Source organism: Saccharibacillus sacchari DSM 19268, assembly GCF_000585395.1.
GTDB lineage: Bacteria > Bacillota > Bacilli > Paenibacillales > Paenibacillaceae > Saccharibacillus > Saccharibacillus sacchari.
Genome location: NZ_KK073875.1, coordinates 4,975,063 through 5,001,328, shown reverse-complemented (window position 1 = coordinate 5,001,328; position 26,266 = coordinate 4,975,063). Strand labels below are relative to the sequence as shown.

Sequence of the window (26,266 nt, the reverse complement as noted above, 5' to 3'; positions counted from 1 at the left end):
ATGTTCAAAAACTCTTGCCCGAACTTCAAAATAGAGAAACGGAGAGCGGAAATGGAAACGACCTTGCTGATATGGCTATTTTACTTATCATCTTTTTACGCATTCATTCCGGGGTTGATCAGCCGGATTTTCGGATTCCGGGCTTTCCGCAAGGGCACGAGCGAAACGGAGTTCGCCATGACCTTCGATGACGGACCGGACCCGCGATATACGGCGCAGTTGCTCGACATGTTGAAGCGTTATGAAGCAAAAGCGACGTTTTTTGTCGTTGGCTCGCACGCTGCTCAACATCCCGAGCTGCTGAAACGCATGCAAGCGGAAGGTCACGGCATCGGCATTCATAACTATGTGCACCGCGCGAACTGGTTAATGTGGCCCGGCTCGGTACGCAAACAGGTGAATCGCACCAACGAAGTAATCGAGCGCGTAACCGGACAGCGTTCCGTGTATTACCGTCCGCCTTGGGGCATCGTCAACCTGTTCGACTTGGTCGGCCGGCATGAGTTGAAGTTGGTGCTCTGGTCCGGCATTTTTGGCGATTGGCGCAAACGGCTCGGCGAAGATCGCTTGCTCAAACGCATGCGTCGAAAAATGCGCGGCGGCGAGGTGCTTGTGTTGCATGACTGCGGGGCTACGCTTGGAGCAAATGACGAGGCTCCTGAAAATATGATTCGCGCACTCGAACGTTTTCTGGAAGAAGCTTACGCGAAAGGGCTCCGCAGCGTAACGGTCGAGCGACTGATGGCTTCTACGCAAAAAGCGCATAAAGCGGAGCAGAAAGCAAAAGGCCGAAAGCTGTCCCCTATGAAGCGTGCTTTGGTCGGTGGATGGCTGTTATACGAAAAAGCGTTCAAATGGGCTTTCCGGCTTCAGGAAGCGGAGGGAGCTCCATTTTTCCACTTTCGCCAAACGAAATATTCGGGTCAGACGCTGGAACTGGCGGACGGCGAGCGTTTGGAAAAAGGCGACTCTATTTTGGAACTGCATTTTGACAACAAAATGCTATTCGATTTCAGCAGCCGCTCCCGCTCCGCCATGCAGACCGCAATCCTGATGGTGCGCGAGACGGAACGGAGCCTGCCCAAAATCGCCGAACATGTTCGCCGCGATCCGAAGCTGCGCGAAGCGAAAGGCTTATACGGCGTCAGCATGATCAACCGCGGCCCGGAACAATTCGGATTCCAGGTGCTCGATCTTCCGGAAGGTTTATTTGCCAAAATGACGCGAGTCTATCTTAAAGTCCTGCTCGGCGTCCTGCATCCTTCCGGCGCGTCGCGCCTGGGCGAACAATCCCAGCTGCTCGTGCCCAAAATCATGCTGATGCCGATGGACGTCTTGCTCACCCGCGATTTCAAAAACCATAAACGAGCAGACCGCAAACGCAAACCCGCGGATGAACCCGTCCGCACCGCACTTGAAGATACCGGCGAAAAAGCAGCCTCGGACAACATCCCCGCCGAAAAACAACCGGCCGGCGCCGTTACCTGAAAAGACTCAATTACTCGTTCTCGTATCGGCGTCACTTTGCAGGATTGATTTCGATCCGGTAGAAAATCAGTATATTTAGATCCAGGACGTGTACGTTTCTTCCCCTACACTACCTCAATACAAAGCCCGGAGCCCTCGCTCTCCGGGCTTTTGACGTTGAAAAATTCTTTTCGCAGCCACCTCCCGCTCCAAACAAAAAGAATTCCCCAACAAAAAAAGCCCGGAAACCGAAGTCTCCGGGCTTTGTCTACATTAAATTTTCATGATTCCGCCCATGCTCGCATTGGTCACGAGCTTAGAGTAACGAGCCAGATAGCCGGTCTTCACCTTCGGCTCGAAGCCTTTCCAGTTCGCGCGGCGAGCAGCGAATTCTTCGTCGCTGATCTCCAATTGGATCGTGCGCTTGTTCAAGTCCAGCTCAATGAAGTCTCCGTCTTCCACGAAGGCGATCGGTCCGCCTTCTGCCGCTTCCGGCGAGATGTGGCCGATACTGATTCCGCGGGATGCGCCCGAGAAGCGTCCGTCCGTGATCAGGCCGACTTTGGCGCCCAGGCCCATGCCGACGATTTGCGAAGTCGGAGCCAGCATTTCCGGCATGCCCGGTCCGCCTTTAGGTCCTTCATAGCGGATAACGACGACATGGCCTTCTTTGATCTGGCCTTTCGCGATGCCTTCCAGCGCGTCTTCTTGGGAGTCGAAGCAGATTGCCGGGCCTCTGTGATAGCCGCCCACCGAAGCGTCAACCGCGCCGACCTTGATGATCGCGCCTTCCGGAGCCAGGTTCCCGAACAGAACAGCCAAGCCGCCGCGTTCGGAATGCGGATTGTCGATCTTATGGATCACTTCGGTATTTTGGATTTCTTGTCCTTCAACGTTCTCGCGAATCGTTTTGCCTGTTACCGTGATGCGATCCGCATGCAGCGCGCCCGGTTTTTTGAGCAGTTCGTTCAACACGGCGCTTACGCCGCCCGCATTGTGCACGTCTTCGATATGCCAGTCGGATGCCGGAGCGAGTTTCGCCAAGTGAGGAACGCGGTTCGCCACTTCGTTGATGCGTTCGATCGGATACTCGATGCCCGCTTCTTGAGCCAGCGCCAGAGTATGCAGAACCGTATTGGTCGATCCGCCCATCGCCATATCCAGCGCGAAAGCATTGTCGATCGCTTCAACCGTTACGATATCGCGCGGTTTCAGATCCAGCTTGATCAGTTCCATCAACTGGGTAGCCGATTGACGAACGAACTCGCGGCGTTCCGGAGCAACGGCGAGAATCGTGCCGTTACCCGGCATAGCCAAGCCGAGCGCTTCAGCCAGACAGTTCATCGAGTTTGCCGTGAACATGCCCGAACATGATCCGCAGGTCGGACAGCCGTATTGTTCGAGTTCAAGCAAAGTTTGGTCGTCGATCTTGCCGACTTGGTGAGCGCCTACGCCTTCGAAGACCGAAGTCAGCGAGATCGAGCGGCCGTTCTTGTCTTTGCCGGCTTTCATCGGTCCGCCGCTGACGAAGAGGGTCGGGATGTTGACGCGCAGAGCGCCCATCAGCATGCCCGGCGTGATCTTATCGCAGTTCGGGATGCAGACCATGCCGTCAAACCAGTGCGCGGAGACGACCGTTTCTACCGAATCGGCGATGATTTCACGACTTGGCAGGGAATAACGCATGCCGATATGGCCCATGGCGATCCCGTCGTCGACCCCGATCGTGTTAAACTCGAACGGTACGCCGCCGGCTTCGCGGATCGCATCCTTCACGATCTTACCGAATTCTTGCAAGTGCACGTGACCCGGTACGATATCGATATAAGAGTTGCAGACCGCGATAAACGGTTTGCCGAAATCTTCTTCTTTAACTCCGGCTGCACGCAAAAGACTGCGGTGCGGTGCGCGGTCGAATCCTTTTTTGATCATGTCGGAACGCATTTTTTTCGGTGCCATAATGACTTTCCCCCCAGAACGATATATTAAAATGACAGCTTTAGCGCGGTTAACGAGCAAAGCAAGAACTTGCGAAAACCCGACCAAGCATGAAGCTAAATTTTCTAAACAGTCTAACACATGCCGTTACTTTTTTCTAGCAAAGTCCCGAAAACAAATCGTCCATTCGACGGGAAAAAGCTGCCCAACGCAAAAAAGGCACGTCCAAACGAAAGAATCGAATCGGCATGATCGGTTCTTTCGTTTGGCGCGCGCGAGGGAAATAAACGTAGGTTCAGCGGTCTGCCCATATTCGAAATTACTTCTGACCGCCTTTGCGTCCGATCTCCCGGTAAAAGTCCTTGTCGTGGGAATTGGAAGTTGCTTCTCCGCCCTTGCGTCCGATTTCTTGATAAAATTCCCGACTGTGCGATTTCGCCGTAGCTTTGCCGCCTTTGCGTCCGATATCCTGGTAGAACTCCCGGCTGTGCTTTTTCGCCGTAGCTTCTCCGCCCAGACGACCGGCTTCTTCGCGACTCATTTTCTTGTTGCCCGACTGACTGTTTGCCATCTCAATCACTCCTCAGTAGTTGTTATTGCCGCGTGCACCAACTATTTACCACCGCTTTTTTAGGATGAAACGCCGAGCAAGCTCAAAAAAGCCCCATGTACCCAGGTTTTCTTTCCAAATCCTTGCAGTAGTGCGGGTTGGCGAGCATTTACAATTTTTTCGATTTTTCTTTGTTTTTTAGATCTGGACGGAAAAAAGACTTGAATGCGTGAAAAAGCTTCTTGATGCGTCAGGAACGTGTTCGTTTCAAACGAGACAGTTGGTCCTTCGCCAAAATGAAATGAACGTGCTTAATCGGTTTATTTTCGTTTTTTCATTGACACCGGAAAACGGCATAGCGCACAATGAAAGCGAGTACATAGCGGCGGATGAGGGATCGAACAAATTGCCGGGCGTAATCGCCGTACACGGCCGGAATCGGAGAGGAATGAGGAAGCTTAATGAAGAAAATTAAAGTGCTGCAACGCATTTTGGACTGCGGCGTGGTCGCGGTTCTGCGGGGAGATTCTCCGGAACAAGTGGTGGAAATGGCTGAACAAGCGATTGCAGGCGGCGTGAAGATTATCGAAATCACCATGACTGTGCCTAACGCGCTCCAAGCCATCGAGCGTTTGAGCCGCGTATATAACCCTGAAGCGCCACAAGATTCCGATCGTTTTGCGGTTATCGGTGCAGGCACGGTGCTTGAGCCGGTTACGGCGCGTATGGCGATCATGGCGGGTTCGCAGTTCGTCGTTTCGCCCGCATTGAACGAAGAGACGATCAAAATGTGCAATCTGTATCGCGTTCCGGTGATGCCTGGTGTCGTAACGATCTCTGATCTGTTAAAAGGATTGGAACTGGGCGCGGACGTCATGAAACTTTTCCCGGGAAATATGTTCGAGCCTTCGATTATCAAAACGCTTAAAGGTCCTGTACCGCAAGCGAATTTGATGCCGACAGGCGGCGTATCCGTGGACAACCTGGGTGACTGGATCGCAGGAGGAGCCGTGGCGGTCGGAATCGGCTCCGATCTGACCAGCGAAGCGTTGAAAACAGGCGATATGACGAAGATTCGGGAAAAGGCGGCGCAGTACGCGGAAGCCTATCGTCAAGCCAAAAACAGCTAAATGAGTACTTTGACCGCTTGTGATACGAGGTTTGCGCGCGGATCGAACCCTTTCCGTTTCAAGAAAGGTTCGTCCGCGCAACTCGAAAATCGGATACGGTCACGGTAATAGAGCCGAAAGCCCGTGTCCATTCCGTTAACCGGAGACGCGGGCTTTTTTGCGATATGTAAAAAATACCGGACTGCCTTTGCCGGACTCGTCGCGATTCTTTATAATGGGACGGGGAAACTTATTGGATGTAAGGAGGAAGTTGTCATGTTAACAGGATCGAAAGCGCCGATTCAGCCGTTCGATAGCGGAAAACGAAGAGGCAGACCAAACAAGACCGGAGGAACGCCGCGCCGCAAAGGACGCTTGATCCTGACGATTGTGTTGGTGCTGGTGCTTGTATTGATTGCGGCTGCCGTCGTGTATGTGAGCACGCCGTACAAGCCATCCGAAGAGGCTCTTGCTGCTTTGAAAAGCGATGATGCCGTAGCGGTGTCGCAAACGGATGATTGGATCGAATTTGAACCCGCGATCGGGTCGGATAGTACGGTGGCGGTGAAGCAACCTGGCGTTATTTTCTATCCCGGGGGACGCGTGAAGCCGGAAGTGTATGCTCCGTTTGCGCGTGACCTGGCAGCAACCGGGCGGCATGTGGTGGTTGTGAAGATGCCGTTCAACTTCGCGTTTCTGGGACAAAACGAAGCCGAAAAAGTACAAGACAAATATCCGGACGAGACGTTCGCGATAGGCGGGCACTCGCTCGGCGGACCATTTGCGGCCCGTTATGCAGTTGAACATACAGATCGGATCGCGGGTATTTTCTTCCTCGCTTCGTATGCCGAAGGGAAAGGCGATTTGAGCAAAACGCAAATGCCTGCCCTGTCGATCACGGCTTCGGAAGACCAAGTATTGAAGCGGGAAAGTTACGAGGAAGGTCGCGGTTATCTGCCTGCAAATGCGCAATACGAAGTCATCGAAGGAGGAAACCACGGTCACTTCGGCAGTTACGGCGAACAGGGCGGAGACGGCAAAGCTTCGATTCCCGAAGCGCAGCAGCGCGAACAAACGGTAACCCTAATCTCAACCTGGCTGGATGCGATTCCTGCGGAAGCCGGGCAATAGCAGCGCAAAGATTCGGAACGAAGGATCAGCCGCGCAGAATCAGTCAAGTGTTTGCGGCGTTTCGGCACACTTACGGTTCTGCGCGGCTTTTTTTAAAACGGGAGGACACGTATGCCTATTTCTTATTTGACGATCGCAGATCATGAAGTCGCTTGCGAGGCTTTGATCTTTGATAAAGACGGAACGCTGCTGGACTTTATGGCATTGTGGGGACGCTGGGCAGACGAGATGCTGAAGCGCACAGAGCGAAAATTGCTCCGATTGGGCGGAGAATGGCTAGGCAGCGCCGAGAAAGCTTTTGGCATAGTGCGCGGCGAGAATGGGCGAATCCTCGATTATGACCGTTCGGGCCCGTTGGCATTGGCTACAGCCGATGAGTTGACCGGAGTGTTGGCCTGGCAGTTATACGGGGCTGGGCTGCCTTGGCATGAAAGCATAGACGCCGTGCGAAAGTTTGCCGCTGCTGCGGAAGAACGGTTGGAAGCCGATAGGCCGGTGCTCCCGCTTCCCGGTGTGATTGCGCTGCTCGAAAATGCACAAGCAGCGGGAATCAAGCTCGCCGTCGCGACATCGGACGGCACGTCTTCCGCGATCAAGCATCTGCGTTGGGCGGGACTTGAGGGGCTATTCGACTGCATCAACGGCCGTGACTTGGTACAGGAGGGTAAGCCGGCACCGGATCTCGTATTCGAAGCCTGCCGCAGACTTGGCGTGCAGCCGGAACAGGCGATTGTGATCGGTGACGGAGGTGCTGACATGGAGATGGCCAAGCGTGCAGGAGCACGGCTTGCGATCGGCGTCGTGTCAGGCGGAGGCCCCCGTTCGCATATGTCTGCTGCCGACTTTGTGATTGGAGATTATAGCGAATTGGGTATTAGAGTCCGAAACTTTGATTGAAGATTCAGGTCAGCATGCGGAGGAGGAAAATTCGATGACAACAGATCGCGCGGAAATGCTGGCAGAGCGGATCCGTCAGGCTCGAAAGATCGTCTTCTTCGGAGGAGCGGGCACATCGACCGAAAGCGGGATTCCCGATTTCCGTTCAGCCGGAGGTTTATACGATAGCGGTCAAAGCGAATTCCCTTATTCCCCGGAGGATATGTTGAGCCGGGAATTTTTTTACGGGGAAACCGGGACGTTCTATCGGTTCTACCGAAGCCGTATGGTCTATCCGCAGGCGGAGCCGAATCCCATGCACCGGCTGTTGGCCGACTTGGAGAAGAACGGAAAACTGAACGCGGTGATCACGCAAAATATCGACGGTCTGCATCAGAAGGCGGGCAGCCGGAACGTGCTTGAGCTTCACGGTTCCGTGCTTCGGAATACCTGTACGTCCTGCGGAACTGCTTACGCTCTCGATGCGGTAATGGGCGATGCGGCGATTCCGGCATGCCCGAAGTGCGGGGGATTGCTTAAACCGGACGTCGTGCTATATGGAGAGATGCTGGATTCGGATGTGCTGGAAGCCTCCGTCCAGGCCATCGAAGAAGCGGATCTGATGATCGTCGGCGGCACGTCGTTGACCGTTCAACCGGCGGCCAGCCTGGTCGGCATGTTCACGGGCGGGCATCTGGCTTTGCTCAATCGCACGCCTACCCCGTACGACAGCCATGCCGACCTGCTTATCACGGAAGCCATGGGAGCTGTGGCCGAACGGGTACGGCAGTTGCTTGGATACGTCTAACGAAAGTTGAAAAAAATATGTAATCGTTTTCTTGCTTATCGGCATCCTCGGCGCTAAGATGGATGGGAGCAAGTTTCGAAATGAAAGGATGGAGAAAAGCGATGGAATATAAGGCGAGCGGAGAACGCTATGACCAGATGAAATATAACCGCAGCGGGCGGTCGGGACTCAAGCTTCCGGCGATCTCGCTCGGACTGTGGCATAATTTTGGCGGCGTTGACGCTTACGAAAACGGTCGAAACATCGTGCATCGTGCCTTCGATCTGGGCATTACGCATTTCGACTTGGCGAATAACTATGGACCTCCTCCAGGATCGGCTGAAGAGATGTTCGGGCGCTTACTGGCAACCGACCTCAAAGCTTACCGCGACGAACTGGTCGTGTCCACAAAAGCGGGGTATTATATGTGGCCCGGCCCGTACGGCGAATGGGGTTCGCGCAAATATCTCGTTTCCAGTCTGGATCAGAGCCTGAAGCGGCTTGGTTTGGATTATGTGGATATTTTCTATCATCACCGTCCGGACCCGGATACGCCGCTTGAAGAAACGATGCGAGCGCTCGATCATATCGTGCGTTCCGGCAAAGCGCTGTACATAGGCGTATCCAATTATTCGGCGGAGCAAACTCGCGAAGCGGTTGCCATCCTCAAAGACCTCGGCACGCCGCTTACGATTCATCAGCCGAGCTATTCGATGATGAATCGCTGGATCGAGCATGGCCTTCAGGATGTGTTGGACGAGAGCGGGGCGGGCAGCATCGCGTTCAGTCCGTTGGCACAGGGTCTGCTGACCAACAAATACCTGAACGGCGTTCCTGAAGATTCCCGTGCGGCCAGCGCTTCGCCGTTCCTGAATCAGAATCAGATCACGCCGGAGGCGATGCGCAAAGTCCGTGCGCTGAACCAGATGGCTGTCGCACGCGGTCAAAGCCTGGCGCAGTTTGCTTTGGCTTGGGTACTGCGCGGCGAACGCGTGACCTCCGTTCTGATCGGCGCAAGCCGCGTGTCGCAGATCGAAGAAAATATCGAGACGTTGAAGCAGTTGGAGTTTACGACTGAAGAGCTTGAACGGATCGAGAAGATTTTGAAAACCGAAAGCGAGCAGTAAAAGACGGCTTGAATCGCAAAGTCAACGCGCTGCTTGGGTAGAAGTGCCCGATATCGTTTTTTGAATAGCCGTTTCTGATAAAAGTCCCGCGTTTTCGCGACCTCAAGGGTCCAAGCGAAAATGCGGGACTTTTATGCGGAATACGGTTTTTTGCTTCGCTTGTTTGCTTTTGGGATAATTACATCGTTAGGCAAGCGTCTTGTAGGGTTAATCGTCGGACGGACGTTTCCGCTTGAGCACCGATTCTCGGTAAGCCGTAGGCGACTGTCTATGCAAACGTTGGAACTGCCTGGAAAAGTATAGCGGATCAGTCAAGCCGACCGAAGACGCAATCTGCTGAACGGACAAGTCCGGTCGTTCGCGAAGTAGGCTTCGTGCCTTGTCGATGCGTAGCCGCAGCAGATACGTGACCGGAGCGACACCTGTTTCCTTTTTAAAAAGACGCGCAAGATAGGCTCTGTTGTATCCCAAACTCTGGCACATATCTTCGATAGACACCGGATGCGCATATTGGTCGGTCATGTAGCGAATCATCTGCTTGACGGCCAGGCTGCCTGCCGTATCCGCAGCGGGCAGCGCCGAGTCGCCGCGCACCGCGTCTTCAGCCGCTGCCAGGATCAGGTACAGATTGCCGAGTGAAGAGAGATGTGCGCTTGCACGCCTTGCGCGAAATGCCTCGAGCGTCTCGATCAACAAGCGAGGGATATTCGACTCGGTAGACGGGCGAAAAACGGGATGCTGCGAGGTCAATCCGGCGGTATGCAAGATATCTTCGGCCAAAGGACCTGCGAAGGCGATCCATCGGTAGCGCCAAGGTTGTCTTTTATCGGATACATAGCTGACCAGCCTTCCGGGCCGAATCAGGAACGCGTCGCCTGCTTCCAGCGCGTACGGCTGTCCTTCGTGCACGAATGAGCCGCGGCCCGATTCAATGATATGCAGCAGGAAATAGTCGTAGATTTTGGGTCCGATCTTGTGTTCGGGCAGAGTTTGGCTTTCCCCGGCGAACAAGACATACAGCCTGCCTTTATCATCGTAAACGGGATTGGGCGCAACCGAGTAGGAGAAGTCGCTTGCAGCATCGTTCATCGTGAACCTTCTTTTCCGGCTTGTGCAGCCTTTTTCTCCAGTATACTCTTCTTGAAAAGGGAAGTCACATAAGTCCATGCAGTCCGCACATCGGTGCATTATCAAGGAGAACGCTATCTTTTATACTGAGGGCACAAGGTAAACAAAACAACCTACGAGGTGATCTCAGAATGGATGCAGGGTCTATCAAGCAAATGTTTATACGGAAATTCGGTGAATCGGCCATTGAACCGAGTGTGTTCCATGCGCCCGGACGCGTGAATTTGATCGGCGAGCATATCGATTACAACGGCGGATACGTGCTGCCGGCAGCGTTGGAGTTCGGCACGACATTGGTCATTCGCGAACGCGAAGACGGCTTGATCACGTTGGCTTCCACCAATATGCCGGAAGAAGCGGAAATCAAGGTCGACGAGATCGGCTTGAACAAAAGCGGACAATGGACGGATTACCCGGTCGGCGTAATGGTCGAACTCGCGGAACGCGGTTTCCCGGTATCGAAAGGCTATGACCTGTTCTACCACGGCGAGATTCCGAACGGTGCAGGGCTGTCCTCCTCCGCGTCGATCGAAGTCGTGACAGGCTACGGCTTGCTGGCAATGGGCGGCTATGACCGCGACACGGTGCAGATCGCATTGCTGTCGCAGGCCGCGGAAAACAACTTCGTCGGCGTCAACTGCGGGATCATGGACCAATTCGCGGTGGCGAACGGCAAAAAAGACCATGCGATCCTGCTCATGTGCGACACGCTGGAATACAAGCATGTGCCGTTCCGGACGGGCAGCTACAAGCTGGTCATCGGCAACACCAACAAGCGCCGCGGCCTGGTCGATTCTAAGTACAACGAACGCCGCGAACAGTGTACGGCAGCGTTGGAACGCCTGAGAAGCTGCAAAGCCGACCTGAGCTACCTCGCCGAGCTTACCCCTTCGCAGTTCGAAGACTTCAAATCGGCTTTGACCGACGAGACGGTTCGCAATCGCGCCCGGCACGTCATTGAAGAAAATGCGCGCGTGCTGGCTTCGGTCGAAGCACTGACGGCGAACGATCTGGGAGAATTCGGCCGTCTGATGAACCTGTCCCACGACTCGCTGCGCGACCTGTATGAAGTGAGCTGCGACGAGCTGGACGTCATGGTCGAAGAAGCACGCAAAATTCCGGGAACGCTCGGCGCGCGCATGACCGGAGCGGGCTTTGGCGGCTGCACGGTATCGTTGGTGCATGAAGACGACGTGGAACGCTTTGTACGCGAAGTCGGCGAGAACTACCAAGCACGCACCGGACTGACAGGCGACTTCTACGTCTGCGGCGTCGGCGAAGGCGTGGAGCAACTCGGGAACTAACTTTTTCAAGCACAAGGATTCAACCTAATCAGGACGAGCGATCGTCCCAATCCAAGGAGGAACACATAATGGCGATTTTGGTAACAGGCGGTGCAGGATACATCGGGTCCCATACGGTAGCGGCTTTGCTCGAACGCGGCGAAGAAGTAGTCGTGATCGACAGTCTGCAAACGGGGCATAAGGAAGCGTTGCTGGGCGGAAAACTGTACGAAGGCGACCTGCGCGACAAAGAATTGCTGAAGAAACTGTTTGCGGAAAATGAGATCGAGGGCGTTATTCACTTCGCGGCGAACTCCCTGGTCGGCGAAAGCATGCAGAACCCGGGTAAATACTACGACAACAACATGTACGGCACGCTATGCCTGTTGGAAGCAATGAACGAAGCCGGCGTGCGCCGCATCGTCTTCTCTTCCACGGCGGCGACTTACGGCGAACCTGAAAAGACGCCGATCGAAGAAACGGACCGCACCGAGCCGACCAACGTCTACGGCGAAACGAAGCTGATGATGGAACGCATGATCCGCTGGTACGACCGCGTGCTGAACGTCCGCTACGTGGCTCTGCGCTACTTCAACGCGGCCGGCGCGCACGAAAGCGGCAAGATCGGCGAAGACCACCGTCCGGAAACGCACCTGATCCCGATCGTCCTGCAAACGGCGCTGGGACAACGTTCGCACATCTCCGTCTTCGGCGAAGATTACCCGACGGAAGACGGAACGTGCATCCGCGACTACCTGCATGTCAGCGACCTGGCGGACGCGCATCTGCGGGCGATCGATTACCTGAAAAACGACGGCAAAAGCGACGTGTTCAACCTCGGCAGCGGCAGCGGCTTCTCCGTGCGCGAGATCATCGAGACGGCGCGCAAAGTGACAGGCAAAGAAATTCCGGTCAAAACGGAACCTCGCCGCGCGGGCGACCCGGCGATCCTGATCGCATCCTCGCAAAAAGCGCGCGAAGTGTTGGGCTGGACGCCGGCGCGCGAAAACATTGAGACGATCATCGCGAGCGCCTGGAACTGGCATCAATCGCGTCCTAACGGTTACAACGACTAATATTCGGGTCAAAGGTACGAATTCGCGCTTCAAAAAACGATAACGGGGGCAGTGTCCATGAGCGAAAAGTTGAAACAGCACGCGCAGCAGGGTTCGGCGGGGGAAGTGACGAAAGTAGAAGCGCTAAGAGCCATTGAGCGTTTGACGGCGTTTGCGCTGCGGGAAAAATTGTTGGAGGAAGCCGACGGCGACTTCGGGCGCAACCGTCTGTTGGAGCAGTTCGGATTCGACGAGCCTTACGGAGCCGATCCGAATTCTGCCGAAGCGTCGCTTGACGCGCTGGCCGAAACATTGCCGGAAGGCCCGCAGCCGATGCTGGATACGCTGATCGATTACGCGGCGCAAACCGGCATGATCCCGGAAAATACCGATACGCAGCGCGACTTGCTCGACGCCAAGCTGATGGGGCTGCTGCTTGCCCGTCCGTCCGAAGTGACGCGCGATTTCCTTCAAGCGGAACAAGAAGGCGGCATCACGGCGGCAACGGATCGTTTTTACAAATGGTGCATCGATTCGAACTACATCCGTATGGATCGCGTGGCGAAAAATATGTATTGGACGCATGATTCGGAATTCGGCACGATCGAGATCACGATCAATCTGTCCAAGCCGGAAAAAACGTCGGAAGAGATCGCGCAGGCCAAGCTGCTTCCGCCTCCGGTCTATCCGAAATGCCAGCTTTGCCGCGAGAACGTGGGTTATGCCGGACGGATCAATCACCCGGCCCGCCAGAACCTGCGCGTGATTCCGCTCGAGCTGAACGACGAGCCTTGGCTGTTCCAGTATTCGCCTTACGTCTACTACAACGAACACTGCATCGTGCTGCACCGCGACCATGTTCCGATGAAGCTGACCAAGGACACATTGCGACGTCTGCTTCAGTTTACCGATCGGTTCCCGCATTATTTCCTGGGTTCCAACGCCGATCTGCCGATCGTGGGCGGTTCGATCTTGACGCACGACCATTTCCAAGGCGGCAAGCATACCTTCCCGATCGAAAAAGCACCGACGGAAGCGGTGTTCGCGCATGCGCAATATCCTTCCGTGAAGCTGTCCGTCGTTCGCTGGCCGATGTCGGTCATCCGTTTGACGGGCGACGATCAAGCGGAACTGCTGGAAGCGGCGGACGAGATCTACGAGACATGGAAAACGTACAGCGACGAAAGCGTCAACGTACGCGCGTCCAGCGAAAAAGACGGAGAGAACGTTCGGCATAACACCGTGACGCCGATCGTCCGCCGCCGCGAAGGCGCGTACGAGCTGGATCTGGTGCTGCGCAACAACCGGACCGACGCTGCGCATCCGGAAGGCATTTTCCACCCGCACCGAGAAATGCACCATATCAAAAAGGAAAACATCGGTCTCATCGAAGTGATGGGTCTGGCGATTCTGCCGGGACGCCTGAAAGACGAGCTGGAGCAAATCGGGCGCGTGCTGAGCGGCGATTCCGCTTTGCTGGCTGCTGCGGAAAGCGACGCGTCCCACGTGCTGGCGCAGCATCTGCCGTGGGTACGCGAGCTGATCGCCGCGCACGGCTCGCAGCTAACGCCGGAAGCCGCTACAGCGCTTATCGAGCTTGAAGTCGGCGCCAAGTTTACGGAGATTCTGGGCCATGCGGGCGTGTATAAAACGGACGCTACAGGCCGCGAAGCGTTCTTCCGTTACGTGAGCAGTCTGGGCTGGAGCCGGCAAGACGCGTAAAATTCGGGAGCTTGTCCGCTGTTGAGCATCGTCGCGCGTCCCTTAATAGAGACCGCTGAAGATTGAAAAGACTGCCGTGCCGTTTTCGGACTGCGGCAGTCTTTTTTGTTTTCCGATCAATCCGGTATATAATGAATACGAACTTATGAAAAGGAAGGGGTAACACATTCACATGAAATCTTTCGCTTTCTATAATCCGACACGCCTTATTTTCGGCAAAGGCCAACTGGAACAACTCAAAACGCTGGTTCCGCAATACGGAAAAAACATCCTGCTCGTATACGGAGGAGGCAGCATCAAACGCTCCGGTTTGTACGATAGCGTAACTTCTTTGCTCAAAGAGATCGGCTCGAACGTAGTTGAACTTGCCGGCGTCGAACCGAATCCTCGTCTGTCGACGGTTCATAAAGGCGTGGACTTGTGCAAAAACGAGAACATCGACCTGATCCTTGCGGTCGGCGGAGGCAGCGTGATCGACTGTGCCAAAGCAATCGCGGTCGGCGCGAAATACGACGGCGACATGTGGGACTTCGCGGAACGCAAAGCGGCTGCCAAAGACGGTCTTCCGCTCGGCGTCGTGCTGACAATGGCGGCAACCGGTTCGGAAATGAACAGCGGTTCCGTTATTACCAACGAGCAAACGATGGAGAAACTGGGCTGGGGCAGCGCGTATTCGTTCCCGACCTTCTCGATCCTCGATCCGGAGTTCACGTACTCCCTGCCAAAAGACCAAACGGTATACGGCATCGTCGATATGATGTCGCACGTGCTGGAGACGTATTTCCACCTCGAAAGCAACACGCCCGTGCAAGACGGCTTCTGCGAGTCCGTACTCCGTGCCGTAATCGAAGCGGGTCCGAAGCTGATCGACGACCTGGAAAACTTCGAGCTGCGCGAAACGATTATGTACAGCGGCACGATGGCACTGAACGGCGTTCTGAGCATGGGCAGCACCGGCGACTGGGCAACCCATAACGTCGAGCATGCCGTATCGGCCGTTTACGATATCCCGCACGGCGGGGGTCTGGCGATCCTGTTCCCGAACTGGATGAAGCACAGCTTGAGCGTTGATCCGGAGCGCTTCAAAAAGCTTGCCGTCAACGTCTTCGGTATCGACGCGACAGGCAAATCCGCCGAAGAAGTCGGTCTCGAAGGTATCGAAGCATTGCGCGCATTCTGGAACTCCATCGGCGCTCCAAGCACGCTGGCCGACTACGAGATCGATAGCAGCCGCATCGAAGAAATGGCCGACAAAGCGATGAAATTCGGACCTTTCGGCAACTTCAACAAACTGCAGCGCGAAGACGTCGTGGCGATCTATAAAGCTTCGCTGTAAGCCGTATTGGGAAGCTGAAACTTTTGCAACTCCAAAGCATGAACGTCAAAACACGACCCCGGTATCAATCGGGGATCGTGTTTTTATTTTTATAGTAAACTTTTTTATACTAATCCCGTTCAGCATATAGGCTATTCCGAATTTGATTGAGAGGAGCACGAATGCAATGAACAAAAAAACAATGATCGCCACTGTAATGTCTTCCGTAATCGTACTTGGAGGAGCGACGATGTATCAGCAAGCTTATGCCGCGAAATATCCGGTTTCTTCGAACGAAACATTCGGTGGTCGAGACTGCACGTAGTAGCGAAGCAGCGCTTCAAGGGGCACCGATATACGGCTCCATAAGTCTTGAGGAATTTGAGGCGAACAACGAAATCAAAATCCCGTTGAGTCTGGAAAAAGAACATCAGGATTCGGCGTTCTCTACTCAACCTGGGAAATTCTCATCCTTTTTCAACAACAAGATCCTGCACAAAAAATACGCTTCGTTAGAGGATAACCTCGGAACAGATATAATTCATATCGTATACGCGACAGAAGATCAGTCTGAAATCAATATCTACCAAATAAAAAGCCTAGATCGAAATCCTCAATCCGCCATCGATACCCAGCAAGCTTACTTCGATCCTTCGTTCATCACGATCGGAGACATCGAAGGTCATCCCGCGATCCTCGAAGACACTTCTTCGATCAAAGGCGGATCCAAAAAACAAGTGTGGATCGCTACGGAAGACTGTTATTATGTTCTGCATACCGGCAGCCCGACAATTAGCCTAAATGCCTTAAAAGAAATCGCCGAAAAAATCAACTTCTGATTCTCTCCAAAAAGAGACCATGCAACCGCTGGTCTCTTTTCTTTGCTTCTTTCCCTAAACCACTGAGGAAGCTCTAGCGGAGGGAGAAATTCAGTGAAAGACGCCTTTGAACGAGGAAAGCTGAAAGCTTTCTTCGTGAGACAGCGGCTTGTAAAGCATTTCGAAGAAATGCACTTCGGAAGCATATGCTTGTAATTTCTCCCGCAGCGCCCCCGCTTCCCTCAAAATTTCTCCATAACGACTCACTCATTCTCTGCGCTTATCAGTTAGAGAGGAGCTGATTCACCATGAAAATACCCAATAAGACGCCGCAACTTTTAATCTCCGTACTGCTCGCGACTTCGCTCGCTGCGTGCTCATCTACGCCTGCCGAACCTGATGGTCTGGTCGACGCAAGACGCGAAGTGCAAAAGGTTTACCCGGATGCCGGGATTCCGAATATCGAAGGGGTCGAACTCAGTCTGGCCTACAAAGATAAAAACTTTTCCATGCCTGACGAGCTTAAAAGCGATGAGGTCGATCCGATGGACAAAGATAGCATCGTCTTGGTTTATTCGCGTGAGAAAGGCAAGTTGATAAGCGAAGACACTCTACCGATCGAAGAACTGCTATATGGCCCGTACGAAGGCGATCAAGCGTTGTTGCTAACCTTAAGCGAGCGTCCTGCAACGGTTCAAGGTTCGGAATCGCGTTCCGTGGAAGGAACCGAGATTCAAGTCGCTAATCTTGAAAACCATATGGTTTACGCTACGGCTAGGCCGAATGACGTAACATATACCCTGCAAGCAAGCGCGAATTCGGGATTTGAAGAAGATGAACTGCTGGGAATTTTAGCCCAAGTCTCTACTTCGCAGGAAAATTGAACTAATTTAGAGAAAAATGAAACCAAATCGGCAATCACCCGTATGTAACAATATACCCATTCACAAAATTTCGGCTTGCGGCGGCGCTTCAGCGTGATAAAGCAATGCGCGATAAACTCGTACATCATGCACAGGCTTTTCCATAACGGAAGAGCCGCCGAATGCCGAAACGGGATGGGAAAGCTCCAAGAATGGAGGAATGATGCGACTATGGAAGCGCTCTATTTAGGTTGCTTGGTAGGCGGAGTCCTGTTTGCGTTAATCAGCGTCGTGTTCGGGGATTGGATCGGCGACGCGCTGGGCGGTGTGTTCGACGCGTTGTCGTTCGAGTTCCTGCAGCCTGTCGTACTTGCCGGGATGGTCACCGTTTTCGGCGGAGCCGGCATCTTGATTGAGCGTTATGCGGGCTTGCCGCCGCTGTGGAGCGTATCGGCTTCGGTACTGTGTGCGCTGCTCTCGGGTCTGCTGCTTTACTTCGGTTATGTGAAGCCGATGCGAGGCAGCGAGAATTCGGTAGGCTACTCGATGAACGATCTGACAGGCCGAATCGGTGAAGTTACCGTGCCGGTTCCGGAAAAAGGCTACGGCGAGGTTATGGTCAGCATGGGCGGTTCGGGCAATACGCTGCACACGGCTTTTAGCTTCGACGGAGACTGGATTCCTGCGGGAGTCAGGGTGGTCGTCATTGACATCGAAGATGGGACGCTGGGCGTAAGCGAACTCGAAAAAACAGAAAAGGGGTTGGAGTAAAATGAACTTTTTCGATCAGATTCCGGATTATCTACTGATTCCGGGTATCGTCGTGGCCGTGCTGCTCGTACTGGGGTTGGCGTTTTGGGCCCGTTACAAGACGGTTAGCACGGATGAGGCGATGGTGGTGACCGGTTCGTTCCTCGGCACGAAAAATATTGCCGACGACGAAGCCGGACGCAAAATCAAGATCGTGCGCGGCGGTGGCGCATTCATTCTGCCGATTTTCCAAAAGGCCGAATATTTGTCGCTGTTGTCGCATAAGCTGGACGTAACGACACCGGAAGTGTATACGGAGCAGGGGGTTCCGGTATTGGCCGACGGCGTGGCGATCATCAAGATCGGCAGCTCGACGGAAGACGTGGCGACGGCTGCCGAGCAGTACATGGGCAAGCCGATCGAATCCCTCAAGTCGGAAGCTCAGGAAGTATTGGAAGGCCATTTGCGTTCGATCCTCGGTTCCATGACGGTCGAAGAGATGTACCGCAACCGTGACCGTTTTGCTCAAGAAGTGCAAAGTGTCGCGGCACGCGACCTGAAGAAGATGGGCCTGCAAATCGTTTCCTTTACCATCAAAGACGTCCGTGACAAGCACGGCTATCTGGAGTCTCTCGGTAAGCCGCGAATCGCGGCCGTGAAGCGCGACGCGGAGATTGCCGAAGCGGAAGCCGTGAGAGATTCGCGGATTCAAAAAGCTCGTGCCGAAGAAGAAGGACAAAAAGCCGAACTGATTCGCGATACGAACATTGCCGAAGGACAAAAAGAAAAAGAATTGAAGATCGCCGCGTTCAAACGCGATCAGGATACGGCGAAAGCCGACGCCGACCAAGCTTATCTGATTCAGGAAGCGCGTGCCAAGCAGACAGCTGTCGAAGAACAAATGCGCGTTGAACTGGTACGTAAAGACCGCGAGATCGACTTGCAGGAAAAAGAAATTCTGGTTCGTCAAAAGCAATACGATGCCGAAGTCAAGAAAAAAGCCGATGCCGATCGTTACGCCGTAGAAGTCGCGGCGGAAGCGGATAAAGCTCGCCGGATGCGCGAAGCCGATGCGCACCAGTATTCGATCGAAACGCAGGCCAAAGCCTCCGCCGAGCAGAAACGCCTGGACGGTATCGCGTCTGCCGACGCCGAGCTCGCCAAAGGTACGGCGGAAGCCGAAGTTATCCGTCTGCGCGGTCTTGCCGAAGCCGAAGCCAAAGAAAAATTGGCCGAAGCGTTCAAGCATTACGGAGAAGCGGCCATTCTGGACGTTATCGTCAATATGCTTCCGGAACTGGCAGGCAAGATTGCCGAGCCGATCGCGGCGGTCGACAAGATTACGGTCGTCGATACCGGACGCGGCGAAGGCGGCGGTGCTGCGCGCGTGAGCAGCTATGTCACCGAGCTTATGGCAACCGCGCCTGAAATGTTGAAGAGCGTATCGGGGCTGGATCTGGAGCAGATGATTCAGAATCTGACCGGAGGCAAAAAAGCACCGACCGATGCGCAAGTGGGCGCTAACCTGGCAGCAGAAAAAGCAGCAAGATCCGAGGCCGTTGCCTTGGCGGAACGTCCTGCGGAAGAGAGAACCGAGTAACCGAGTATTTGGATGGATTAGCTCGATCCGGGTGCTCCGAATGGATTTGGAGACGAATAGGTTTTGCACCGTTTTCGAATAAGTATGCAAGAAGGGCCGAATCCCGTATTTTCCTAGAGAAAATGCAGGTTGACGGTCCTTTTTTTCATGGGATAGAATTAGGGGATTGCGTGTGGCTCAGCGGTTGTGCAGACAGGTGTTATCGCTGGCGAGATGCCGGAAAAGGACGGGAATGAACTTATGAAAAGAAAAGCAGTAACCAAGACGATTACCGATGTCGCGTTTATCGCGCTCGGCGCCTTTATCTTTGCGCTGGCGGTCAATCTGTTTGTTATCCCCAACGACTTTGGCGAGGGTGGGGTAACCGGCGTTACGATCATTTTGTATTATTGGCTTCAGTGGTCGCCCGGTCTCGTCAATTTGATTATCAACGGATTTTTGTTGGTAATCGGCTATCGTTTTCTGGATAAGAAGACGATTATTTATACAATTTTAGCGGTTGCGTTTAATTCGTTATTTTTGCATTTGACGGAAGGTTGGGACATCGCTTCGACAGAAAAAACAGTCAATGCGATCTTTGCCGGTATTTTTGCGGGTGTCGGAATCGGCATGATCGTGCGCGTAGGCGGGACGACGGCGGGCACGGTTATTTTGGCTCGTTTGGCGAACAAATATCTGGATTGGAACATTAGCTACGGGCTGCTGTTCTTCGACGTGATCGTTGCTGTAGCCTCGCTGATGGTCATTGAAGTGGAAAACTTCATGTTTACCATCGTGCTGCTTTATGTGGGAACCAAGGTGATGGACTTTATCGTCGAAGGTTTGAATCCGAAGAAGGCCGTTATGATTATCTCCAAGCATCAGCATACGATTGCCGAGCAGGTCAATACGGCGATGGATCGCGGCGTAACGGTACTGTCCGGACACGGATTTTACACCAAGGAAGCAAAGGAAGTTCTTTATATTGTTATTAGCAAGCAGGAAGTCTCGCAGTTGAAAAAGATCGTGAAGAGCGCCGATAAAGATGCCTTTGTGACGATCCACGATGTGCGCGACGTATTCGGCGAAGGGTTTGTCGATATCTCGAAATAGCGTCGAAACAAGCCTATGCTAAGCGCGTAAGCGTAACGCAAAGTTGAATTTCAGGCGTTTTTTTGGTAATCTATTCGTCATAATGAGCTGTAACGAAGAGGAGCGGAAGCAAGCGGATGCTGGTGTCCAAAGTCTTGAACAACAATGTCATTATTGCGGACGATCCGCATTACGGTGAAGTGGTCGTTATCGGGAAAGGAATCGGATTCGGGCGCTCGGAGAAGGATTCGATCGAATCCGAGGCAGCGGAGAAGATGTTTATTTTACGCAGCCGCCGTGAGCAGGAACAGTACAAGCAGCTGCTTCCTCAAGTCGACGAGAATCTGATCGAGGTGATGAACGAAGCGATTCAGACAATTAGCACACGGATTGCTTCGCCGCTGAACGAGCATATCCATGTCGCTTTGACCGATCATATTGCGTTTGCGCTCAAACGTACGGAAAAGGGAATCACATTCCAAAATCCTTTTCTTTATGAAACGAAGGAAATTTATCCGGAAGAGTATGAACTGGCGCAGTATGTCGTCAATCTGATCGAAGAACGTCTGGGCATCGCATTGGGTCAGGATGAGGTGGGTTTCGTCGCTTTGCATATCCATAGCGCGATTACGAACCGTCCCATTACCGAGGTGAGAGGGCATTCCGAGTTGATCGCGGATTTGGTCGACCTGATCGAAGAGAATCTGGACGGCGGCTTGAATCGTGCCAGCCTCGATTATTCGCGCCTATTGACCCATCTTCGTTTCGCGATCGAACGGGTCTGCCGCGGCGAAGAAGTTCGTTCCACGGATCGCTTGGCCGAGCTGCTCGGAAGGGAATATCCGGAAATGTATTCGCTTGCTTGGAAATTGACCAAAGTGATGGAAAAGCGGCTGGGACTCCCGGTTTACAAGGCGGAATCCAGTTATTTGACCGTACATTTGCAGCGTCTTGCGGAAAAAGATAATCTCTAGGATTGTTTGTCGGTGCAAGGGCTTGCCAGCTATTTCGGCGGGTGCTATAATGACGAACGTAAGCGAACTGAAAACGATCTTTGTAGCGATGTGTTACTGATACGATCAGGCATGAATCGATACGGGAACGAAGAAAATACGAGTAGGGATCGGACTGTGCATACTGCATGTCTGTTTCGTTCTGCTAATTTACTTCTGTTTCTCGTGCCATTCGTGCCTTTTTTGCGCTTTCGCTTAAATTTCGTTGGAAGAATAAATATAGAGGAAGTTGCCCCTATGTTTACGAAGCTGCTTGAGCTTCTGAAACGAGCCGGTTCCGGCGCCCGCAAGAGTGAGGCGTCAACGTTTGTTTCATCCGGGAAACCGAATGGAGCAGACGAGCTGCCGAGACAACTTTTGTCGGCACTCGGCGGACAAGATAATGTATTGAATCTGGACGCATGCACCACAAGGCTTCGCGTTCGGGTCGCCGAGAACGGTCAGGTGGATAAGGAGCGTCTCAGGCAGTTGGGAGCGCTCGGCGTTTGGGAAATGGATCATGACGAGGTTCATGTCTTGCTCGGGGCTCGCTCCGACGCGATCAAGTCGCAGATGCAAGCGATGGTGGCAGAGCGCGCGCTGAATGAGGACTCGTTCAGCGTACAAACTGCCGATCAGCAGGTCATCGATAAGAACAAGGCGGAAGGCGACATCATCGTTTCGCCGGCCGACGGTGAGCTGCTCGATCTCTCAAGCGTGCCCGACTCGTTCTTCTCCCGCCGAATGATCGGTGACGGTTTTGCGGTACTCCCATCTTCGGGACGCATTCTCTCTCCGGTTGGCGGAACCGTGCTCACGGTGTTCCCGGGAAAACACGCCGTTGGAATTTTGTCGGAAGCCGGCATAGAAATTCTGGTTCATATCGGCGTCAATACCGTTAAACTCAAGGGTCACGGGTTTAATGTATGTGTAGCGGAAGGAGATCGCGTTGCCCCCGGGCAGCCGATCTTGGAAGTTGACTTGGAGGATGTGAAGAAGCATGCGGCTTCGATCATCACGCCTGTCGTCTTCATGAACCTTCCCGGGGAAGCGGCTGTACAGCTGCTGAAGCCAGGCACGGTCCGAGCTGGTGAACCATCAATCATTCGGATCATGGCAAGAGGCAGTCAAATCTTCAAATAGCAGGCAAACGTGCAAAGTGCATACAAGTCAGCTATAGTTAAGTAAGAACGTTTTACCAACAAACATACACATTGGAGGAATTCAATCATGGAAAAAACATTCAAAATCGTAGACGAAGACGGTATCCACGCACGCCCTGCAACAGCACTGGTAAACACGGCTAACAAATTCAAATCGACTGAATCGTTCGCAGAAGCTAACGGCAAACGCGTAACGCTGAAATCGATTTTGGGCGTTCTGTCCCTGGGTCTGGAAAAAGGATCGACACTGACTCTGATCACTCAAGGCGAAGAAGAAGCGGAAGCTCTGAAAGCTCTGGAAGACGTTATGGTCGGAGAAGGTCTGGGCGAAGTCAATGCTTAATATTTCCGGAATCGCGGCTTCGGCCGGCATCGCTATCGCAAAAGCGTTTCGCCTGGAGCATCCGGATTATACTGTAACCCAGCAAACGGTCAAAAATGCTGAAGCGGAAATCGCCAAGCTTGACGACGCGCTTGCGAAATCGCAGGTTGAACTGGAGCGCATCAAGGAAAACACGCTGAAAGAACTCGGCGCGCAAAAAGCGGAGATCTTCGAATCGCATTTGCTGATTCTGAACGATCCCGAGCTGATCAGCCCGGTCAAAGACATGATCGTCAATGATCAAGTCAATGCCGACTACGCGCTGAACGAAACGTCCAAACAATTCGTTTCCATGTTCGAGAACATGAAGAGCGTTTACCTTCAGGAACGCGCGGCGGATATGAAAGACGTAACAAAGCGTATTCTGGGACATTTGCTCGGCTTGAACGTGCAGAACCCTGCCGAAATCAGCGAAGAGGTCATCGTGATCGCAGAAGACCTTACGCCTTCGGATACGGCTCAATTGAACCGTAAATACGTTAAAGGCTTCACGACGAACATCGGCGGACGCACGTCGCACTCGGCTATTATGGCCCGCTCGCTCGAAATTCCGGCAATTGTCGGAACGAAGAACGTGCTGGAGCAAGTACAGCCGGGCGACCTGGTCATCGTTGACGGTCTCGAAGGCAACGTCATCGTGAACCCGAGCGAAGAAGTCGTTGCCGAATATCGCGAGAAGCAAGCCAAGTACGACGAGCAGCGCGCGGAATGGCGCAAGCTGCGCGAAGAGCCGACCGTAACGACGGACGGCGTTCACGTTGAACTGGCTGCCAACATCGGCACGCCTAACGACGTAGCCGGCGTTCTCGATAATGGCGGCGAAGGCGTAGGCCTGTACCGGACAGAGTTCCTGTACATGGGCCGCGACAAACTCCCTTCCGAAGACGTTCAATACAATGCTTACAAAACGGTACTCGAGAAAATGGAAGGCAAACCGGTCGTTGTCCGCACGCTTGATATCGGCGGCGACAAAGAGCTTCCTTACCTCGAACTGCCAAAAGAAATGAATCCGTTCCTGGGCTTCCGCGCGGTGCGCTTGTGCCTGGATCGTACGGACATCTTCCGCACCCAGTTGAGAGCCTTGCTGCGCGCAAGTGTTCACGGCGATCTGCGCATCATGTTCCCGATGATCGCGACCCTGGTCGAGTTCCGCCAAGCCAAAGCGCTGCTTGAAGAAGAACGCGAGAACCTGAAGAACGAAGGAACTCCGGTTGCGGAAAACATCCAACTCGGTATCATGGTCGAAATTCCTTCGACTGCCGTACTGGCGGATCAATTCGCGAAAGAAGTCGACTTCTTCAGCATTGGCACCAACGACCTGATCCAATACACGATGGCTGCCGACCGCATGAACGAACGCGTGTCGTACCTGTACCAGCCTTACAACCCTTCGATCCTGCGCCTTGTTGACATGGTCATCAAAGCCGCGCACAAAGAAGGCAAGTGGGCAGGGATGTGCGGCGAGATGGCCGGCGATTCCGTCGCGATTCCGCTGCTGCTGGGTCTGGGCCTCGACGAATTCAGCATGAGCGCAACATCCATTCTGCCGGCGCGCAGCCAAATCTCCAAACTGTCCCGTGCGGACATGCAGGAGCTGGCAGCGAAGGCACTGGAATGCTCGACAGCCGAAGAAGTCGTAGCTCTGGTTGAAGCTATTCAAGTCTAAGTTAGACGCATTTCGCATGAACCGTTTCGACTGTACGATCTCTGTCGCTCCGGCGTGCGCGCCGAGCATTTTGGCACGCCGAAGCTGCGTCCGTCCGGTTCCCTTATGGGAGCCGGATTTTTTTGTTAAAATTAAACGTAAGGGACTGCTTCGTATGGAATGAAGTACTGCCTGGAACACCAACAACAAACGGATCTGATCTACATTAAAAGATACATAATTAAAGAAGGGAGGATTTTATGTTTAAATTCGCGATGTTTTTGCTCGGAGCTGTTTCTTACAGTGCGGGATTTTTGGGTTACGTATATCGTTTACATGCTGCTTATAATCAACCTCTTCACGATGTGGGATACACGATTTTCACGTCTCTTTTTGGATTTCTCGTCGTGGCTTGTCCGTTATATATCGGGTTGGTTTATCTCGTGGATAAAAAGTTCAAAAGTCTTAAATGGCTACTTTACCCTCTGGCTTGCGTAGCCATTTTCTTTATTCCGACTCTTCTGGCACTTTTGCTTTGGGGTGGAGGACATCCATTTTCTTCTGAAGCGCAGCTTTTTTATTTCTTCTACTTATTCTCGGGAATCACGTTCGGACTGGGGTATTGGTTCATTCAAAAAATGAATTTAGGTAGCTTTTATAAACATCGCTCAGATCAATATGAATAAAACAAACATCTTACCTGATTGTAAACAAAAAGAACCGGCAGATGCCGGTTCTTTTTGTAATCGGACAAACGCCTACCACAAACTCTGAATATTCACGCCTTTCGGCTCTGCCTGCGGATCATTCTCGTTGATATGATCGTAGAACATCACGCCGTTCAAATGATCCAATTCATGCTGCATCACGATCGCCGGATAGCCTTTGAGCTTGAGTAGCAGTTCTTTTCCGTTCTCATCGTAAGCTTTTAGCTTGATCTTTTCATATCTAGGCACGATGCCTTCGACCGGACGATCTACGGACAAACAGCCTTCGCCGTCCGGCAAATACGTCATCGCGGCGGAATGGCTGACGATCTTCGGATTGAACAGCTTATATTCGTACAAAGTTGGATTTTCTTCTTCCATGACGTCCGTAAACAGCACGGCGAACATCCGACGATCTACGCCGACCTGATTGGCAGAGATGCCTACGCCCGGACGGAGCCCGTATTTTTCAGCTAGTTCATCGTCTTGGCTTTCGTGAAGATAGCGCATCATGGCATCCATGGCATTGCGGTCTTCATCGGAAAGAGGGAACTTTACTTCCTCAACCTTGCGGCGCAAAATCGGATCGCCTTCGCGGATCACGTCTTTCATCAAAATGCGGTAACCTTTATCTGTGAGTGACATAATCGGTACAACCCTCGACTTCCTGAAAATTTGGATATTAAAACACTATAGGCACCCGGATCGATTCATGGCGGACGGCCCTTTTTCTATTATGAAGCGACGGAAACAAAAAGAAAAGCCACTTTGCCGGATTTCCCGGAAA

25 protein-coding genes are annotated in these 26,266 nt (G+C 53.2%); 21 read left to right on the top strand and 4 right to left on the bottom strand.

Annotated features, from left to right (window positions below):
- The first annotated feature begins 51 nt into the window (after window positions 1–51).
- Window positions 52–1,488, top strand: coding sequence for a polysaccharide deacetylase family protein (locus SACSAC_RS21645; protein WP_037290258.1), 1,437 nt, complete (start codon window positions 52–54; stop codon window positions 1,486–1,488).
- A 252-nt stretch (window positions 1,489–1,740) separates the two neighbouring features.
- On the opposite strand, the gene ilvD is transcribed toward SACSAC_RS21645, so the two are convergent.
- Both ilvD and SACSAC_RS21635 read right to left on the bottom strand, forming a co-directional pair.
- A complete protein-coding gene (ilvD, locus tag SACSAC_RS21640) occupies window positions 1,741–3,426 on the bottom strand; it encodes a dihydroxy-acid dehydratase (protein WP_037290256.1) in 1,686 nt (561 codons plus the stop codon).
- A gap of 298 nt (window positions 3,427–3,724) precedes the next feature.
- Window positions 3,725–3,976, bottom strand: a complete 252-nt coding sequence (locus SACSAC_RS21635; RefSeq protein ID WP_037290253.1) for a KGG domain-containing protein — start codon at window positions 3,974–3,976, stop codon at window positions 3,725–3,727.
- A gap of 440 nt (window positions 3,977–4,416) precedes the next feature.
- On the opposite strand from SACSAC_RS21635, the gene SACSAC_RS21630 reads away from it, so the two are divergent.
- The 5 genes from SACSAC_RS21630 (at window position 4,417) to mgrA (ending at window position 8,985) form a co-directional block, all read left to right on the top strand.
- Window positions 4,417–5,085: a bifunctional 2-keto-4-hydroxyglutarate aldolase/2-keto-3-deoxy-6-phosphogluconate aldolase gene (locus SACSAC_RS21630; protein WP_037290252.1), complete on the top strand. Its 669-nt coding sequence runs from the start codon at window positions 4,417–4,419 to the stop codon at window positions 5,083–5,085.
- A gap of 255 nt (window positions 5,086–5,340) precedes the next feature.
- The gene (locus SACSAC_RS21625) at window positions 5,341–6,195 is read left to right on the top strand and encodes an alpha/beta fold hydrolase (RefSeq protein ID WP_051507315.1); all 855 of its coding nucleotides are present in this window, start codon (window positions 5,341–5,343) and stop codon (window positions 6,193–6,195) included.
- 111 nt (window positions 6,196–6,306) lie between these two features.
- The gene (locus SACSAC_RS21620; RefSeq protein WP_051507314.1) at window positions 6,307–7,092 is read left to right on the top strand and encodes an HAD family hydrolase; all 786 of its coding nucleotides are present in this window, start codon (window positions 6,307–6,309) and stop codon (window positions 7,090–7,092) included.
- A gap of 34 nt (window positions 7,093–7,126) precedes the next feature.
- Window positions 7,127–7,879: an NAD-dependent protein deacylase gene (locus SACSAC_RS21615; RefSeq protein ID WP_037290250.1), complete on the top strand. Its 753-nt coding sequence runs from the start codon at window positions 7,127–7,129 to the stop codon at window positions 7,877–7,879.
- A gap of 101 nt (window positions 7,880–7,980) precedes the next feature.
- Complete coding sequence (mgrA, locus tag SACSAC_RS21610) at window positions 7,981–8,985, top strand: L-glyceraldehyde 3-phosphate reductase (RefSeq protein WP_037290247.1); 1,005 nt, start codon at window positions 7,981–7,983, stop codon at window positions 8,983–8,985.
- Window positions 8,986–9,192: 207 nt separating this feature from the next.
- Here mgrA and SACSAC_RS21605 read toward each other — a convergent pair whose 3' ends face one another.
- A complete protein-coding gene (locus tag SACSAC_RS21605; RefSeq protein WP_037290245.1) occupies window positions 9,193–10,074 on the bottom strand; it encodes an AraC family transcriptional regulator in 882 nt (293 codons plus the stop codon).
- Window positions 10,075–10,244: 170 nt separating this feature from the next.
- Here SACSAC_RS21605 and SACSAC_RS21600 point away from each other — a divergent pair, with 170 nt between their 5' ends.
- From SACSAC_RS21600 to SACSAC_RS21535, 15 genes are all read left to right on the top strand, one after another.
- Entirely contained in the window at window positions 10,245–11,417 is a 1,173-nt protein-coding gene (locus SACSAC_RS21600; RefSeq protein WP_037290244.1) for a galactokinase, read from the top strand.
- A gap of 68 nt (window positions 11,418–11,485) precedes the next feature.
- On the top strand, window positions 11,486–12,472 hold the full coding sequence (galE, locus tag SACSAC_RS21595) for a UDP-glucose 4-epimerase GalE (protein ID WP_037290241.1): 987 nt from the start codon (window positions 11,486–11,488) through the stop codon (window positions 12,470–12,472).
- 57 nt (window positions 12,473–12,529) lie between these two features.
- Window positions 12,530–14,173 carry a UDP-glucose--hexose-1-phosphate uridylyltransferase gene (locus SACSAC_RS21590; RefSeq protein ID WP_051507313.1) on the top strand — a complete coding sequence of 548 codons (1,644 nt, stop codon included), beginning with the start codon at window positions 12,530–12,532 and terminating at the stop codon, window positions 14,171–14,173.
- 172 nt (window positions 14,174–14,345) lie between these two features.
- Window positions 14,346–15,509, top strand: a complete 1,164-nt coding sequence (locus tag SACSAC_RS21585; RefSeq protein WP_037290238.1) for an iron-containing alcohol dehydrogenase — start codon at window positions 14,346–14,348, stop codon at window positions 15,507–15,509.
- 166 nt (window positions 15,510–15,675) lie between these two features.
- On the top strand, window positions 15,676–15,813 hold the full coding sequence (locus SACSAC_RS28100; protein ID WP_156951061.1) for a hypothetical protein: 138 nt from the start codon (window positions 15,676–15,678) through the stop codon (window positions 15,811–15,813).
- A gap of 85 nt (window positions 15,814–15,898) precedes the next feature.
- Complete coding sequence (locus tag SACSAC_RS21580; RefSeq protein WP_156951060.1) at window positions 15,899–16,327, top strand: hypothetical protein; 429 nt, start codon at window positions 15,899–15,901, stop codon at window positions 16,325–16,327.
- 287 nt (window positions 16,328–16,614) lie between these two features.
- On the top strand, window positions 16,615–17,190 hold the full coding sequence (locus SACSAC_RS21575; protein WP_037290232.1) for a hypothetical protein: 576 nt from the start codon (window positions 16,615–16,617) through the stop codon (window positions 17,188–17,190).
- A gap of 210 nt (window positions 17,191–17,400) precedes the next feature.
- Window positions 17,401–17,940 (top strand): NfeD family protein, encoded by a 540-nt coding sequence (locus SACSAC_RS21570; RefSeq protein WP_037290230.1) that lies wholly within the window; start codon window positions 17,401–17,403, stop codon window positions 17,938–17,940.
- Between the two features lies 1 nt (window position 17,941).
- Window positions 17,942–19,519, top strand: coding sequence for a flotillin lipid rafts scaffold protein FloT (locus SACSAC_RS21565; protein WP_051507312.1), 1,578 nt, complete (start codon window positions 17,942–17,944; stop codon window positions 19,517–19,519).
- Window positions 19,520–19,759: 240 nt separating this feature from the next.
- On the top strand, window positions 19,760–20,611 hold the full coding sequence (locus SACSAC_RS21560) for a YitT family protein (RefSeq protein WP_037293477.1): 852 nt from the start codon (window positions 19,760–19,762) through the stop codon (window positions 20,609–20,611).
- A 116-nt stretch (window positions 20,612–20,727) separates the two neighbouring features.
- A complete protein-coding gene (gene glcT, locus SACSAC_RS21555) occupies window positions 20,728–21,564 on the top strand; it encodes a glucose PTS transporter transcription antiterminator GlcT (RefSeq protein WP_037290227.1) in 837 nt (278 codons plus the stop codon).
- Between the two features lie 276 nt (window positions 21,565–21,840).
- Window positions 21,841–22,725 (top strand): PTS sugar transporter subunit IIAB, encoded by an 885-nt coding sequence (locus SACSAC_RS21550; RefSeq protein ID WP_051507311.1) that lies wholly within the window; start codon window positions 21,841–21,843, stop codon window positions 22,723–22,725.
- Window positions 22,726–22,812: 87 nt separating this feature from the next.
- Window positions 22,813–23,088 (top strand): HPr family phosphocarrier protein, encoded by a 276-nt coding sequence (locus tag SACSAC_RS21545; RefSeq protein WP_037290224.1) that lies wholly within the window; start codon window positions 22,813–22,815, stop codon window positions 23,086–23,088.
- A complete protein-coding gene (gene ptsP / locus SACSAC_RS21540) occupies window positions 23,081–24,793 on the top strand; it encodes a phosphoenolpyruvate--protein phosphotransferase (protein WP_037290221.1) in 1,713 nt (570 codons plus the stop codon). Before SACSAC_RS21545 ends, ptsP begins: the two co-directional genes overlap by 8 nt.
- Window positions 24,794–25,032: 239 nt before the next feature.
- Window positions 25,033–25,458, top strand: a complete 426-nt coding sequence (locus SACSAC_RS21535) for a hypothetical protein (RefSeq protein ID WP_037290218.1) — start codon at window positions 25,033–25,035, stop codon at window positions 25,456–25,458.
- A gap of 72 nt (window positions 25,459–25,530) precedes the next feature.
- On the opposite strand, the gene def is transcribed toward SACSAC_RS21535, so the two are convergent.
- Window positions 25,531–26,124, bottom strand: coding sequence for a peptide deformylase (def, locus tag SACSAC_RS21530; protein WP_037290215.1), 594 nt, complete (start codon window positions 26,122–26,124; stop codon window positions 25,531–25,533).
- Between the last annotated feature and the right edge of the window lie 142 nt (window positions 26,125–26,266).

What these genes read in the sequence shown, in the direction of transcription:
- SACSAC_RS21645 (WP_037290258.1), top strand. Translation starts at nt 52, where the DNA reads ATGGAAACGACCTTGCTGATATGGCTATTTTACTTATCATCTTTTTAC.
- ilvD (WP_037290256.1), bottom strand. Translation starts at nt 3,426, where the DNA reads ATGGCACCGAAAAAAATGCGTTCCGACATGATCAAAAAAGGATTCGAC.
- SACSAC_RS21635 (WP_037290253.1), bottom strand. Translation starts at nt 3,976, where the DNA reads ATGGCAAACAGTCAGTCGGGCAACAAGAAAATGAGTCGCGAAGAAGCC.
- SACSAC_RS21630 (WP_037290252.1), top strand. Translation starts at nt 4,417, where the DNA reads ATGAAGAAAATTAAAGTGCTGCAACGCATTTTGGACTGCGGCGTGGTC.
- SACSAC_RS21625 (WP_051507315.1), top strand. Translation starts at nt 5,341, where the DNA reads ATGTTAACAGGATCGAAAGCGCCGATTCAGCCGTTCGATAGCGGAAAA.
- SACSAC_RS21620 (WP_051507314.1), top strand. Translation starts at nt 6,307, where the DNA reads ATGCCTATTTCTTATTTGACGATCGCAGATCATGAAGTCGCTTGCGAG.
- SACSAC_RS21615 (WP_037290250.1), top strand. Translation starts at nt 7,127, where the DNA reads ATGACAACAGATCGCGCGGAAATGCTGGCAGAGCGGATCCGTCAGGCT.
- mgrA (WP_037290247.1), top strand. Translation starts at nt 7,981, where the DNA reads ATGGAATATAAGGCGAGCGGAGAACGCTATGACCAGATGAAATATAAC.
- SACSAC_RS21605 (WP_037290245.1), bottom strand. Translation starts at nt 10,074, where the DNA reads ATGAACGATGCTGCAAGCGACTTCTCCTACTCGGTTGCGCCCAATCCC.
- SACSAC_RS21600 (WP_037290244.1), top strand. Translation starts at nt 10,245, where the DNA reads ATGGATGCAGGGTCTATCAAGCAAATGTTTATACGGAAATTCGGTGAA.
- galE (WP_037290241.1), top strand. Translation starts at nt 11,486, where the DNA reads ATGGCGATTTTGGTAACAGGCGGTGCAGGATACATCGGGTCCCATACG.
- SACSAC_RS21590 (WP_051507313.1), top strand. Translation starts at nt 12,530, where the DNA reads ATGAGCGAAAAGTTGAAACAGCACGCGCAGCAGGGTTCGGCGGGGGAA.
- SACSAC_RS21585 (WP_037290238.1), top strand. Translation starts at nt 14,346, where the DNA reads ATGAAATCTTTCGCTTTCTATAATCCGACACGCCTTATTTTCGGCAAA.
- SACSAC_RS28100 (WP_156951061.1), top strand. Translation starts at nt 15,676, where the DNA reads ATGAACAAAAAAACAATGATCGCCACTGTAATGTCTTCCGTAATCGTA.
- SACSAC_RS21575 (WP_037290232.1), top strand. Translation starts at nt 16,615, where the DNA reads ATGAAAATACCCAATAAGACGCCGCAACTTTTAATCTCCGTACTGCTC.
- SACSAC_RS21570 (WP_037290230.1), top strand. Translation starts at nt 17,401, where the DNA reads ATGGAAGCGCTCTATTTAGGTTGCTTGGTAGGCGGAGTCCTGTTTGCG.
- SACSAC_RS21565 (WP_051507312.1), top strand. Translation starts at nt 17,942, where the DNA reads ATGAACTTTTTCGATCAGATTCCGGATTATCTACTGATTCCGGGTATC.
- SACSAC_RS21560 (WP_037293477.1), top strand. Translation starts at nt 19,760, where the DNA reads ATGAAAAGAAAAGCAGTAACCAAGACGATTACCGATGTCGCGTTTATC.
- glcT (WP_037290227.1), top strand. Translation starts at nt 20,728, where the DNA reads ATGCTGGTGTCCAAAGTCTTGAACAACAATGTCATTATTGCGGACGAT.
- SACSAC_RS21550 (WP_051507311.1), top strand. Translation starts at nt 21,841, where the DNA reads ATGTTTACGAAGCTGCTTGAGCTTCTGAAACGAGCCGGTTCCGGCGCC.
- SACSAC_RS21545 (WP_037290224.1), top strand. Translation starts at nt 22,813, where the DNA reads ATGGAAAAAACATTCAAAATCGTAGACGAAGACGGTATCCACGCACGC.
- ptsP (WP_037290221.1), top strand. Translation starts at nt 23,081, where the DNA reads ATGCTTAATATTTCCGGAATCGCGGCTTCGGCCGGCATCGCTATCGCA.
- SACSAC_RS21535 (WP_037290218.1), top strand. Translation starts at nt 25,033, where the DNA reads ATGTTTAAATTCGCGATGTTTTTGCTCGGAGCTGTTTCTTACAGTGCG.
- def (WP_037290215.1), bottom strand. Translation starts at nt 26,124, where the DNA reads ATGTCACTCACAGATAAAGGTTACCGCATTTTGATGAAAGACGTGATC.